This window comes from uncultured Dokdonia sp. (assembly GCF_937910895.1).
Classification (GTDB): Bacteria; Bacteroidota; Bacteroidia; order Flavobacteriales; family Flavobacteriaceae; genus Dokdonia.
The window spans coordinates 24,112-36,475 of the sequence record NZ_CALEMI010000110.1 but is presented as its reverse complement, the minus strand read 5'-3'; the positions used below and the strand labels follow the sequence as shown (position 1 = coordinate 36,475).

The window sequence follows — 12,364 nt, the reverse complement described above, 5'->3', positions numbered from 1 at the left end:
ACTGATTATTAGTCTTCCATACAGGACTAGATTTCATGTTATTAAGATACGAAATCAAAAAAATAATGCAAAAAAAAGAGGCCACCTTTTTAGACAGCCTCTTTTGCATATCTAAATAATACATTCTTATCGCTCTAACCTTCGTTCTTGATCTTTACCTTTTTGAGATTGAAACAAAGCGTCTAATCGCTTCTGTTCCCTTGTCATTTCTTTCAGGTGCTCTCTACCTACGCCGAGCGTTGTTAGTCTAAATTTTCTCTTGTCTAACCATACACCTGTAAGTATTCCTTTCCTGTGATATGGCTTGAGTTTATGCCTATTAAGTTTTGATTCTAGTTCCTCCAAACTCACACATTCTTGTGCTATCTGTATCACTTTTCGCGAAAGCTTTTCTTTCTCAGATATCTTCCCTTTTTCCTTCATACGCTGTTCTTGATGAGTCAATTTAAGCTTTAGAGTTTTAGCTTTGTTATGATCGACAAGAGAATGTGATAATTCAGGAAACTTTTCTTGTTGGAATTGTTGCAATTGGATTTTAAAGGTTTTAAACTCTTTTCTGCTGATCCGCGTTGCTGATCCATCTAGAGCAATACCAGCGATGACAAAATGAATATGGGGTGCTTCATCATAGTGAACTACGGCGACGCCCATTGTTGGTTTTGTCATCCTGTGTTTGAGATAATATTTCGCAAAGGTCTGTAGCGTATTTCGTGAAATGAGCGGATTACTCTCTTTTGCGAAGCTGATAATCTCATGACGAAGTACCGTTCGTTTTGCGTGATTAAACGTTCGCTTATCATCATTGGATTTTAAAGCTTGTACCCAATTTCCTTGTTCATAGCTTTGTAGAAATTGTTTTACTATAAGCGGTTTTCTGCCGTAGTAGCGATCTTGCATTTTCTCTTGATCGCAAACATATTCAACGAGTCTGCGGATAGCCGATACGTTACTACTTTTATGAGATAAGGCTTTAACGATCATTCAGAAGCGTATGGCATTTTTCTATGAGTGATAAGAGGTATTGGGTATCTACTGTTGTTTCTTCGTGTAGTGATTCCTCAAGACTATCTATGATTTGTAAAAGAATAATCCTAAGTGCTGTTAGAGTAACTGATTGATCATTATTTTGCTTGTTAAGTACCAAGCGCTTGATATAGGTCGTTGTGATGATATTTTGCTTCTTGGCTTCTCTTTCATATTCTTGATACTGCTTCTTTAGAATACGAAAACTAACCTGAATATATCTTTCCCGATACTGCTTGTAGTATCGGGAAAGATAGATCGCTCGCCATTCTTGCTTTGCTTGTTTGAGCATCGTATCAGTAACAACATCAACATTATCAAAACGAGATTCAAGATAGTCTTGGAGCGTATGATATGTTGTATTATTATCGCTCAATATCGGTTTCTTTATCGTGTTCTGTATCTTTTGGCAATTCTGCTAATCGTGATTGTTGTATCGGTTCATCAATACCTATTTCTTTGAAATAGAGATCACGTTCAATAGAGAGATCAAGAGGTCTTTTGATAGATTCTAAGATAGTAAGAGAGAATGTACCCCACTCATCGTAAGCAAGTCCTGTTACATACCCATAACAAATATTCGTTTCCTCATCATATTCAGTAGCATACCAACTTGCTGATCCAACAGGGTCAAAAAACTTAGCAATAACGATAGGGTCCTCTATTTCTGATTGATCGCCGACTTCCTTGAAGCGAGCAATTAATTCGGGTGTGATAAGTTTCATGATTATTGTTCTCTATCGTGATCCTGATCCTTTCCCTTTTCGGTATGTATTCCCTGTAACTCTGCCTCTCTGCCTAGTCGTCGTTCCACCTGGGGTTCCAAATCCTTATCTCTATCCTTATTTTTTGAAAGCTGGACAAGTTTTTTACGCGACTTATCAAGCATTGCCATTCTCGCTTTGTGCAAGGTGGAGAGTTCTTTGAGTAATTCTTCCTTGCTCGTAACGTGATTAAAGTTTTCAATCTTTAAACTTTCAAAAGCGTTTGTATAGGGATTAAAAGTGGTAAGTTTTCCATCATTATGAAAATGATAATGGGTAAACTCTTGTACCACCTTACGAATGACTTTTTCGCGGAACATAACATGATGTTCGGTATGTTCAAAAAATTGATTAATAGAATTAAATCCATACTCGCCACGAATAACATAGGCGACATTTTTGTTTGAAATTTTAGGTCTCATAATGGTATATTTTAGCTGTTACTATTTTCTTTACTTATCTTTCTATACGGCTCTAAATCGATATACTGAATACTATAATCAGCTATCTGTTCCTCATTATTCTCTCGCAATTCTTTATTAAGATTCTTTATCAATCTTCTTTGCTTATACGCAGGAATAGCTTTTACCTTTAAGGGCTTTTTACCATTCGCAATAACCAGTATCTCCCCGTCCATTTCTCGAATTTCAGAGGCAGTCATCAGCGATCGTTTCACTTTCTGTTTTGTCTCCTTATCTGTATAGGTGTAGTTTCCTAAGAGTTTTTCTAGTTCAAAAGCCTTTTTCTCACTGGCTCCGTGATAGCATTTGACATAGCAATTCTGAAGGATATTATCCTTCAACTCTTTGTATGACGAAAGTTGAGATTCATCTTGTAATGCGATAAGTTGCGGAATAAGGAACTTACGACTATTACTAATAATTTGACTGTAATTTGAAAGTCCAGGAATAAGGCTAGAAAACTCATCCAATACATTCATTATTGGTAAATCAGTCTTAGGGTCTGGCAAGCTTGAAAAAGCAAAACGGTAGAAGGATTGTAGGATGAGCGATATCATTGGCGAGTAGAAATCTGCATCACTTACTGGCGATTGGATGAAAAGCACATGTGGCGCTTTTCTAAAATCTATAAATGATATATTTGTGACCGAGGTAAGATCAGCAAGTACAGGATTATCTCCGAGCCAACTCAACACACTGAGAGCTGTTGCAGTAATTGATTTAAGTGTTTTTTCTGAATTACCTGATAACGCTAAAAACTTTTGCCATGTTCTCTCACTTGCTTTTTCTGCCATATATCGCTCTATAACTTTAGGTTCTCCTTGATAGGCTAGTATCAAACGATAGACATTGCCAAGATTTGCATGTACGATGCTTTCCGATTCAACGACGTGTTCAATAAAAAGTGAAAGGCAATCTTCTGCACTTAACGAAAAGAAGTCTTGCTCCTTAGAAGCAAAGCCCATTAAGGATTTAGTTACTTTTCTCACTTCGGCAATATTACCTTTACAGCCATCGAGAAGGTTAATATAGACATCCCTTTTACGGGTAAGATTCATTTCTAGTGCTGTAACTCCAATTGATAATAAATGTGGAATTGATTGTGATAATTCTCCGCTGTTATCATTCACTATTGCTGAATATTCAATTTTTTGTCTGAGAAGTAATGGCAAGACATGTACCTGTGATTTGCCTTTCCCTGATCCTGCTATTACTGCACAATTTTTAGAACTCGTAGTCATATCAAGCGAGTTTTTGCCGTCAATAATAAATCCGTTATTTCTTTTGCTGATAAGCTTGGAAGCATCTCCAAACTCAGTATCTGTGCTGTGATCTTTATCGAAAAGTCCTTCCAGCCCCGTAAAGAGACTGGAGAGAAGTTCTATTAGACCTTCGATTAATATTTTCATGATTTTTATTTTTTTATGAGATGAATTTTTCAGTGATTTTTACGAGAGTTTCTGCTAACATCTGTAATAGCTTGGCGGTAGTATATATTGCCAGTAAAATCAGTTTCCATAGAGCAGATACAATTTGCTTTAGATATTTAAAAAATATGCGTCCTTTATGTGCCATTAGTTAATGTTTATTTGATTATCGATTCCTACGTGAATATTTATTCCTTCTGGTTCTAGGACCTTCCTGTAGAGCAGTACCATTTGTGAAAATAGTTTTGCATCTCTGACAGACGGACGATGAACAATACGGATGTTGATACCTGAAAAATCTGTATCAGTATCTATTTCCCGTTCAAAAAGCTTTGCTGCTTTTTCAAGATTTTTAAAAAGCTGAGCTTGTGATTGAGGGTCATAGACAGAAAAGAAGCTATGTTCTTTTAAATCTGAGAATAACCACAATTCTCTGTTTCCTTCTTTTTTAGAAAGTTTTTCAAGCTCGGTAACAACCGTTCTAAAAATATCAGAGCGTTCAAAAGAATATTCCCTTTTGTTCTGCATCGCAAGACTATCAGAGAACTGTTTATAGAGTAATCGGTTCTCTTTTCGTCTGGTATCTTCATTTGCGAGGATTCCTGTTTCTCCTTTACCTAGAACAAAGCACTGCGAAGTAGCATACGGCGTATCTCCAATAATGCTATAGCAGAGTTCCAACGCATCATTAGGAGAATGTTTAGGCAATCGTTTTAAGAGATAATCTGCAGTTGGTGGGGTAACAGCATCTTCTGTCCTATCAATAAGGAAGCTAAAGGTTCTGGTCTGTAATTGTTCGCTATCGCTACATCCTATAAAGAATGTTACCGCAAATAATAAAATAATCGTTTTCATAATGTGTTGTTTAAAGGTTTTGGATATCAATATTTTCAAAATAGATAGTAAGTGGCTCTGGCGTTTCTGAAAAGCACTTAGGCGTTTCATCATTCTTTCGGGCAATGATCGCCTCTGAACACCATAGAGCAAACACGCGCATATATTCGCTCGATACGATGCGCTCGTAATGATGAGCCATGAGTACAATACCTTTAAGCTGATCAAATTTTTCGTTCTTCTCTTTGGTTAAACTCGCAAGACGTTTTTCAGCAGTAGTACATTCCTGTTGCAGTTTCTTAATCTGACTAGCAATTTTCTTATGATTTCTATAATCCGAAACTACCTGTTTACTGGGCTTATAGATAACTGTTAGTGCAATTCCGCTTAAGAACAGTATCAGGTTCAGCAATACAAAATTGTATTCTGAAATATACTCGGTAGATGTTTCTCCAATATCTGAGATCATAGACAGTCGCATCTTAGCAAAGGAGTACAGCAGTGCAGTAACCAAAGCCACAATAGATATTCCCGCTACAATCTTTGCAGATCGTGTTGAAAATAGATTCAAAATATCCTTAAAAACATGGCAGATTATAAATAGGGAGATGCCTATTCCCAAAGCTCCAATAAAAGCTGTGAGATTGTTACTTGAAATCGGTAAGAAGATTTTGAAATTTATCAGAATTTCAGAAAAAGTTAAGGCAAACAAGCACCACAAAGCAATGTTCCAATGCTTGATTTCGTGGCCTAGATTTCCTTTAAGCTCTTTAACTTCCTTTTTCTGAAGCCGCAGTTCCTGATTGGTCTTCTCTAAATCATCTTTCAAGGTTTGTTCTTCCTGCTCATAGTTCTCCTTAATTGATTTCATTTCAGAACTGATTCCAATGGCTCCAATCTTCTTATGGACTTTCTCCAAAAGATTCTGAAACGGAGATCGTATTTTAGAAATGTATAGACTCAGCTTGTCTGTTTCGCGAGGTAGTGATTTTTCGGATAGATCAATCGCAAAAGTCCTCACTTCTTGCTCAATCGTTTTTACTTCTTTTGAAAGTAGTAATTCAACGTCGCGGTTTGAATACACGGTACTCGGATTTGTCTTTTTCATGTGATTAAAAATTAAAAGGGTTAGTAAAAGAAAAGCACATCCCGATCTGGAATGTGCTGTATTGTGTGATATCAATTAGCTAAAATGTGATGCTTTAGCCATTGTAATGATGTACTTTCAGGAAACTTATTACTTGAATGTATTGCAATTAAATAGGCTTTGTTATGAAGCTTGTTTTGTTCAAATAAACAAAATGTATACTGTGAAAGCTTATGTAAACTCTCAGCATATTTAAAATAATACTTAGGATTCTTAGCAAATACTCTATGTTGACGTGCTGTTTGAAATACTAATCTGTAGCATTCTACAGCCGCAGCTATCGACTTTAAGTTATCATCACGTTTAAAGTCTAAATAGTGATACTTTCCTTGGAGATAATAGATATACATAAGAAGACCCGGATTTAGTCCATTATGATTTATTTCTGATAAAGCTTGATAGGCTTTATTTTGTCTAATAGGATTGTTAGACTTGATCTCTTCATTTAGTCTCTTGAGATAACTAAAGGTAATTCTATCGTTTTTCACCGCCATAATTATTTGTTTATATTACGGTAGCAAGTAAATAGTAATCAGTAATTTGTGATTCTAATTTACATTCGAAAACATATTCGATTTGAGAATAATCATTCTAAAATGTATTCGATTTTTAAAATTGTATTTTTTAATTAGAAAATTAAGATAAATGGTTAAAGAAAATAAGATGAATTCTTTCTGGAAGTTTCTTTATGGTATAGAAGATTTACCTATTCCAGAAAAAGGAAAAGCACATTTTACTATTACTGGACACATATTAAGTTCTTTAATGTCTGCTTTATCAGCATGGAATATAGATGATGGACTAATAATAAGTGATCCAATAAAAAATTCTACAAAAATTAAAGGATTTATAAAATATAATATTGAAAAAGAAACCCTTGCTAAACATATAAAAAGTGGAAAACTATCTATAAATGCATTCAATGCTATTTTATTCTATTATTATTTTTCATTAACGAGAAGTTATAATGATTATGATGAGAGACAAAAATCACTCGTAAACCTCATTACTTTTTTTGATACGCTTGATGCTACTGCTATTAATGCTGAGCATGTCTTTTTTACAAATTCATTATTAAATTATTTATTAATAAAAATTGGTTTGCCAAAGGTTCTAGCTGAATTACAACCTAATTTTAAATTATCTTTTTTTGAATTTGATGATAACAACGAAAAAGAAGAGTTATTCAAAAATATCGAAAGTACAGCTTCCAAAAAAAATGATGTTGCAATATCTCAAAGCATTAGAGACTACAGATCATTATTAAAAAATGAATTTAAAGAAATCAGATTTGGATATGATAGTCTTCCTGTATCGATAGAAGATGTTGTAGAACTTCCTTTTTTTATAATAGATAAAATTGAGGTGGAAAGACGTGATTTATTAATTAGAGAACTTGAGTCATTAAAAGAAAATAATGATATAGATATTCAAGCTACAAACCCAAATATATCACAACAATTACAAGATGAAATTAATAAAATTAATGAGTTTTTAAACAAAAAAAATAAACCATTAGAAGTATTGAATAGTTACAATGATATTTTTATTTCTTCTCCAGCAGGAACTGGAAAAACAACAACACTCAAATGGTTTACCTATAAATTATCTATGCAAGAAAATGTAGTTCCTATTTTTATAGAACTCCAATTTTATAACTCTAATTTTATTGATCTTATAAACAGCAGACTTAAACGATTTAATTCAAGTTTTAATAATATTTCAACTAAGTCTTTGATTCTTCTATTAGATGGTTTTGACGAATATTCTGGTAAAGAAGAGCATAAATTAATACAAGAAATCAAGGACTTTAAGAAAATATATAATTGCCAGATTATTTTAAGTGGACGTTATAAGCCTATCGGATTAGAAGGTAGCGAATTTCAAACCTATAAACTGTCTAATTTTAATCCTAACAATATTCATAGAATATTAAATAAAGTTTTCCCAGAAAAAGGGCAAGAATATTTTGAAAATCTAGAAAGAGCAAGGCTATTAGAGTTTATAAGTATTCCTCTACATCTAATATTTTTAATTTCCCACCTAGGGAGGCAAGGTCAGTTTGAACTCAGGCAGATTACTATATTATTAAAGAATAAAGGAAAGTTATTTAAGAAGGTATTAATTGATGATTTTTTAAAGGATTATGAAAATACTCAAAAAGCTAAATTACCAGAACATAAATGGAAAAAAGTAAAATCTCAACAAATTGATTTGATTTCTAAACTTGCTTATTATTTAACTTTTGAACAAGAAGATATTGAAAATGTTATATATGAAAAAGCAATCGAATATCTGGAAAATATAAGTGATGATAGTATAAGTCCTCAACAATTAATCGATGATTTTCATAAACATTCTATTTTATCTTTTAAGGGTGAGAGCCTAGGGTTTGAAATAAAAGAAATACGGTTATTTTTTGCAGCAAATTATTTAACTGGGAAGATCAATAGTATTAGAAATCATAAACAATATCGCAAAAAATTCAAGGGAGATACTGATAGTTTCTATTCCATAGAAACATATTTATTTGGACTGATTTCTCCTAGTAAAATAATGGAACCTTTAGACACTTTTATTATCAAAAAACAATTTGTTTATAACAATAAATTTATAAGACAATTGGAGTATGCACTAAAATTTATAGAAAGCGGAAACAATAGTAAAAAGTTTAAATTATTAGACAAACTTTATCTCTTAAATACTTTTAGCCTTATTCTTTTTAATGATTTAAGATATAGAATAAATGATAAAAGTAAGCCTACCAATATTACAAGTGAACTATTTTTCTTTTCAATTAGGAGGTTTAATTATATTGGTAATTATTGTGCTTCTTTAATTCCTAGGATTAATAACCATTTTCTTCACTTTTATCCTTTTATCCAACCAAAATATGAACTTTTTTTAACAAGTACTTATGAGATGAGTATTATTTTGAGTGAAGATTTATGTAGAAATCATTTTGAAGGAATAAAAATGGATAAATATGAATACAAAAATTATAATTATTCCCTATATGAAAACAGCACATTTGTAGATCATATCGACAATACTCCAAATTTGTTATTCTCAATTATTAATTCAATGGTTTTTAGTCCAATTTTTGAAAGCCGAAAAAAACCTATACTAAGGAAAAACTTTGACTACAAACAACCCTTAGATTTTTTAAAAACATTTTTATTTGATTGTATTTTTTTATATCCAAATGAATATCTTTCTTTTTATTTTAAGACACATTCTCCAACATCATATAACCTCAAAACACTTTATGAATTTTTTTATAAAAACGAAATAAAGTTACATTCCAATACAATTACTCTAGAGAATAAAAAAAGAATTCTCAGCTACCTTACTTATATAGCATATAATAGTAAAGGCAGATATGGTATGGCTATGATAATACTTAATAGCTTTAATCATATTTTAGATTATCAAATAAAAGAAGAATTATTAGATAAATGGAGTGACACATTAAATAATAAGAACACCTCAAGCCGAATTGTGATAAATGTTAGCTATGTTTTTTATAGACTCATTCGTGATAAAGATATTCCACTTTTTATCAAATTATCAACCTCAAATAATAAAAAATTACAGTATAATGGCATTTACGGTTTATCTATTTATGTTTCTCAATCTTACTACTCTCATAAGAACGAGACAGTAAAAAGCTTTCAGACTTTACATAGTATTTTTCTAAAAGAAGATTTAGAAACAAGGGAAATGATTTTGAAATCTTTTACCTTATACAAGATTAGACTTCCAAAATATTTTGTAGATGATATTTTAAAAATTATTAATGATGAATTTTTTAGTACTCAAAAAGTTATTGAGTTTTATAGCGCCTGCAATATTGAAATTACCGTTCCATATTTACTAGACTTATTAAATGGAAAAAATATATTATCCATTTGGGCTTATAATGCTCTTTGTGACATGGATCCTGAAAACTTTTACAAACTTAATAATGAGTATTTAAAAAATCGCAGAAAAATAATTATAAACTCTCTTGAAAACCTTAATGAAGGTAAAATAAATAATTTTTCATTTTTTGATTTTGAATTTTTTGAAGTATGTCAAAAATTAGGAGGTTATGATGTTTTTACATTGCTTCAGCAAACAAACACAAAATTACTTTTAAGTGAACTTCATTTACCTCCCAATCAACGTGTTTTATTAAAAAGAACGTTACACTATTTAGAATCTAAAATTAGTAGATTAAAACGCACAGATCGATATTGGGAAATATTTAGACAAAAAAACAACCTCTAATATTATATCAGAGGATTGTCCTATTTAAATTAACAATTTTCTATTAATGAATAATAGTTATCATCATTCACTAATAACGTATCAACTACTTCAATATCAAATTTTTCTAATAAATTGTTATGCATTATTGTAAAAGTATTAGAAAATTCTAAAGATTTTTGAATTTGACCTAGATGTAATGCAAAAATTACTTTTTTTACATCAGCAGATAAAATTACACGAAGTGTTTCAGTTGGATGGTTCGTTTTCCAATCCAATAATGAAACTTTTACAAAGCCTTTTATCTTATCATTACCATTTATGAAAAATATCCAAATGCATTCCATTGGTAAATCTTTAATCACATAATTGTTAGTAAGGAAATTCCAAATAATTGTATTTCCAACAGTATATAATTTTTGATTATTAGTAGTGACAAGCTGTAACTGAAAAACATCATTTTCGAAATGTTGTTCATATTCATTAAGTATTATTTTTGAAGACATAATATTTTTTTAAGGTTCAACTTATTAATTACCATATCATTACAAATAATAATTGTCAATACTTAAATCAATTATTTAAAAGCGTTAGCTTTTACTATTCTCTTTCCTAATCAAAAAAGACAACTAGGTATTCCAGCTATCTCTTTGAATCTGCTTACGCTCTTGTTCATCTTTAATTCTTTGAATTCGTATATGGTCAGGAATTCTTTCGTTTGCACTGTACTTTTTGTAATTAATTTCTTTTGTAGTAAGCAACTCTTGCGTTTTGTTTTGGTCGTTTTTTTCGGTCTGGAACGTAGTTTTTTCTGAGTTATCCAGTAGTAATGAGTAGTAGACTCGTTTGGCTAACTTACGTTGTTTAGGATCGCTTAAATTGTTTCCTATGTAGTCAGCTACTTGGATTAATTGTTTCTCTAGCAGTTCTTCAATACCATTGGTAACACTTCTATTTGAAAGTCCAGTTTTTTCAAATTGCGAATGAGCTATCCAGTCTCGCTTCTTTACTTGTCCATTTTCATCTCGCCATCCTAAAAGATTACGAACGATTTTTAAATACACCCGTATAGCCGATCCTCTTAACGTTCCAATCTGCTTATCAAAAAATACATTTGGGACCGCTGTCGTGTTATTAAGCTTCATTGTTTCCAAATTCGATTACTGGTAGTGCTTCATTGTGATTTGGGAATACCATAAACTCCGTATTAGGCTGTTGGTAAAGACTTAAAAACCAACCACCATTTTTGGTGACTTTAATAACTCCTACTTTATGGTAGATTTTTTTATCACTATCCTCATTTGAGATTATTTTGCGAGTAACGACATTATAAAATTTTGTTATTTTAAATTGTACTTTACGTACTTCCAACCTTAGGGTTGTAACCCAATACCTAAGCATTTATAACAATTGATATCTGATAATTAATGTCGTAAAACCCTTGACTTCTGTCGTACAAGAGGTGTTGTGCGACAACAAAAAATACCATTTAGGTGCTTTTTTACTTACTCCAAATAATAATGCGTCATCGCCAAACTCACGGCATCAAATACACCTGTATTATGGTTTTCAGCCATCCACCGTTTACGCTCTGGAAACGTATAACTTTCTAATCGTTTATACCATCCGATAATCTTTTGTGATATCTGATATTTAGAGTTCGCTCCAAACTGAAGAAAGACATCTTTGATTTGCGTTCTGGTGTAACTGTGTACTTCAAAATTTTGTAATTGTGCTTCTTTGCAAATACAATCTATGAGTTTTTCAATACGTTTACTTTTCTTGTTTTGGTCGTTGATATTTCGTGTGATAATAACATTAGGTTTATAATAAGCGATATACTGTTTTACCCGCTTCATAGTTTTTTTGTTACTTATTGGTTGTACATAACCAATACCATACTCTACAAGATTATCTGGCGTATCAAAAACAGCATACCCTATACCGTAGCGATTTGGGTAGAGCGCTAATATGGTTTGATTTTTCTTATTCATGAGCATTATCAAACTGCATGAGTCGTGTAACAACAGTATTAAGTCCTTCAAGACGTAATCTGTTTTTAGGTGTTTTTGGTCCTTCAGAAACTTTTTCTATTAACTGAAAACACCTATCAGATAAATTGTTGAAGCCACCTTCAAAAACTTGCGCTATTGAGTTTTCTATTGATAAATTAAGAAGGATATGATAGCCTATAATGGCTTTGGGGTTTTGGATTTTCCCTGCCTCAAAGCGGGATAAATTTCCTTGATCCATTTCTAAAAGGTAAGCAAGATCATTGATTTTCAAGTGATGCATCTTACGTGCCTGAGATGGAGATATATTGGGTTGTTTATTCATAATTGTGCTAAAGGCAATGGATTACACATTGCCTTTTCACATAGTAATTTATCTTCTGTATATACAGGTAGAGAGAGTATGTAGGGTAAGAAATATGTATATATACATATTTTTTCGTGG

Annotated in this window: 14 protein-coding genes; 1 reads left to right on the top strand and 13 read right to left on the bottom strand. The window is 31.9% G+C overall.

Going from position 1 to position 12,364, the window contains the following annotated elements; genetic code table 11:
* Positions 1-126: 126 nt before the first annotated feature.
* From Q0505_RS13060 to Q0505_RS13025, 8 genes are all read right to left on the bottom strand, one after another.
* Positions 127-981 carry a relaxase/mobilization nuclease domain-containing protein gene (locus Q0505_RS13060; RefSeq protein WP_299213558.1) on the bottom strand — a complete coding sequence of 285 codons (855 nt, stop codon included), beginning with the start codon at positions 979-981 and terminating at the stop codon, positions 127-129.
* Positions 971-1,399, bottom strand: a complete 429-nt coding sequence (locus Q0505_RS13055) for a hypothetical protein (protein ID WP_299213556.1) — start codon at positions 1,397-1,399, stop codon at positions 971-973. The genes Q0505_RS13060 and Q0505_RS13055 overlap by 11 nt, the downstream gene beginning before the upstream one ends.
* Positions 1,389-1,748 (bottom strand): DUF2958 domain-containing protein, encoded by a 360-nt coding sequence (locus Q0505_RS13050; RefSeq protein ID WP_299213554.1) that lies wholly within the window; start codon positions 1,746-1,748, stop codon positions 1,389-1,391. Before Q0505_RS13050 ends, Q0505_RS13055 begins: the two co-directional genes overlap by 11 nt.
* Before the next feature lie 2 nt (positions 1,749-1,750).
* A complete protein-coding gene (locus Q0505_RS13045) occupies positions 1,751-2,209 on the bottom strand; it encodes a hypothetical protein (RefSeq protein ID WP_299213552.1) in 459 nt (152 codons plus the stop codon).
* Positions 2,210-2,220: 11 nt separating this feature from the next.
* Positions 2,221-3,657: a type IV secretory system conjugative DNA transfer family protein gene (locus Q0505_RS13040; protein WP_299213550.1), complete on the bottom strand. Its 1,437-nt coding sequence runs from the start codon at positions 3,655-3,657 to the stop codon at positions 2,221-2,223.
* A gap of 165 nt (positions 3,658-3,822) precedes the next feature.
* The gene (locus Q0505_RS13035; RefSeq protein ID WP_299213548.1) at positions 3,823-4,530 is read right to left on the bottom strand and encodes a hypothetical protein; all 708 of its coding nucleotides are present in this window, start codon (positions 4,528-4,530) and stop codon (positions 3,823-3,825) included.
* Positions 4,531-4,540: 10 nt separating this feature from the next.
* Complete coding sequence (locus Q0505_RS13030) at positions 4,541-5,593, bottom strand: hypothetical protein (protein WP_299213546.1); 1,053 nt, start codon at positions 5,591-5,593, stop codon at positions 4,541-4,543.
* A gap of 95 nt (positions 5,594-5,688) precedes the next feature.
* On the bottom strand, positions 5,689-6,150 hold the full coding sequence (locus tag Q0505_RS13025) for a hypothetical protein (protein ID WP_299213544.1): 462 nt from the start codon (positions 6,148-6,150) through the stop codon (positions 5,689-5,691).
* Between the two features lie 151 nt (positions 6,151-6,301).
* Between Q0505_RS13025 and Q0505_RS13020 the strand changes: the two genes are divergently transcribed.
* Entirely contained in the window at positions 6,302-9,928 is a 3,627-nt protein-coding gene (locus Q0505_RS13020; RefSeq protein ID WP_299213542.1) for a hypothetical protein, read from the top strand.
* Positions 9,929-9,957: 29 nt separating this feature from the next.
* Here the strand turns inward: Q0505_RS13020 and Q0505_RS13015 are convergent, their stop codons facing one another.
* The 5 genes from Q0505_RS13015 to Q0505_RS12995 form a co-directional block, all read right to left on the bottom strand.
* Positions 9,958-10,413: a hypothetical protein gene (locus Q0505_RS13015; protein ID WP_299213540.1), complete on the bottom strand. Its 456-nt coding sequence runs from the start codon at positions 10,411-10,413 to the stop codon at positions 9,958-9,960.
* A gap of 123 nt (positions 10,414-10,536) precedes the next feature.
* The gene (locus Q0505_RS13010; RefSeq protein WP_299213538.1) at positions 10,537-11,052 is read right to left on the bottom strand and encodes a hypothetical protein; all 516 of its coding nucleotides are present in this window, start codon (positions 11,050-11,052) and stop codon (positions 10,537-10,539) included.
* Positions 11,042-11,278, bottom strand: a complete 237-nt coding sequence (locus tag Q0505_RS13005; RefSeq protein WP_299213537.1) for a hypothetical protein — start codon at positions 11,276-11,278, stop codon at positions 11,042-11,044. Before Q0505_RS13005 ends, Q0505_RS13010 begins: the two co-directional genes overlap by 11 nt.
* Positions 11,279-11,412: 134 nt before the next feature.
* Positions 11,413-11,901: a hypothetical protein gene (locus Q0505_RS13000; RefSeq protein ID WP_299213535.1), complete on the bottom strand. Its 489-nt coding sequence runs from the start codon at positions 11,899-11,901 to the stop codon at positions 11,413-11,415.
* Positions 11,894-12,244, bottom strand: a complete 351-nt coding sequence (locus tag Q0505_RS12995; RefSeq protein ID WP_299213533.1) for a helix-turn-helix transcriptional regulator — start codon at positions 12,242-12,244, stop codon at positions 11,894-11,896. The genes Q0505_RS13000 and Q0505_RS12995 overlap by 8 nt, the downstream gene beginning before the upstream one ends.
* Between the last annotated feature and the right edge of the window lie 120 nt (positions 12,245-12,364).

Bases quoted from the DNA above. Each gene is read 5' to 3' on its own strand.
- Q0505_RS13060 (WP_299213558.1), bottom strand. From the start codon at position 981: ATGATCGTTAAAGCCTTATCTCATAAAAGTAGTAACGTATCGGCTATC.
- Q0505_RS13050 (WP_299213554.1), bottom strand. From the start codon at position 1,748: ATGAAACTTATCACACCCGAATTAATTGCTCGCTTCAAGGAAGTCGGC.
- Q0505_RS13045 (WP_299213552.1), bottom strand. From the start codon at position 2,209: ATGAGACCTAAAATTTCAAACAAAAATGTCGCCTATGTTATTCGTGGC.
- Q0505_RS13040 (WP_299213550.1), bottom strand. From the start codon at position 3,657: ATGAAAATATTAATCGAAGGTCTAATAGAACTTCTCTCCAGTCTCTTT.
- Q0505_RS13035 (WP_299213548.1), bottom strand. From the start codon at position 4,530: ATGAAAACGATTATTTTATTATTTGCGGTAACATTCTTTATAGGATGT.
- Q0505_RS13025 (WP_299213544.1), bottom strand. From the start codon at position 6,150: ATGGCGGTGAAAAACGATAGAATTACCTTTAGTTATCTCAAGAGACTA.
- Q0505_RS13020 (WP_299213542.1), top strand. From the start codon at position 6,302: ATGGTTAAAGAAAATAAGATGAATTCTTTCTGGAAGTTTCTTTATGGT.
- Q0505_RS13015 (WP_299213540.1), bottom strand. From the start codon at position 10,413: ATGTCTTCAAAAATAATACTTAATGAATATGAACAACATTTCGAAAAT.
- Q0505_RS13010 (WP_299213538.1), bottom strand. From the start codon at position 11,052: ATGAAGCTTAATAACACGACAGCGGTCCCAAATGTATTTTTTGATAAG.
- Q0505_RS13000 (WP_299213535.1), bottom strand. From the start codon at position 11,901: ATGAATAAGAAAAATCAAACCATATTAGCGCTCTACCCAAATCGCTAC.
- Q0505_RS12995 (WP_299213533.1), bottom strand. From the start codon at position 12,244: ATGAATAAACAACCCAATATATCTCCATCTCAGGCACGTAAGATGCAT.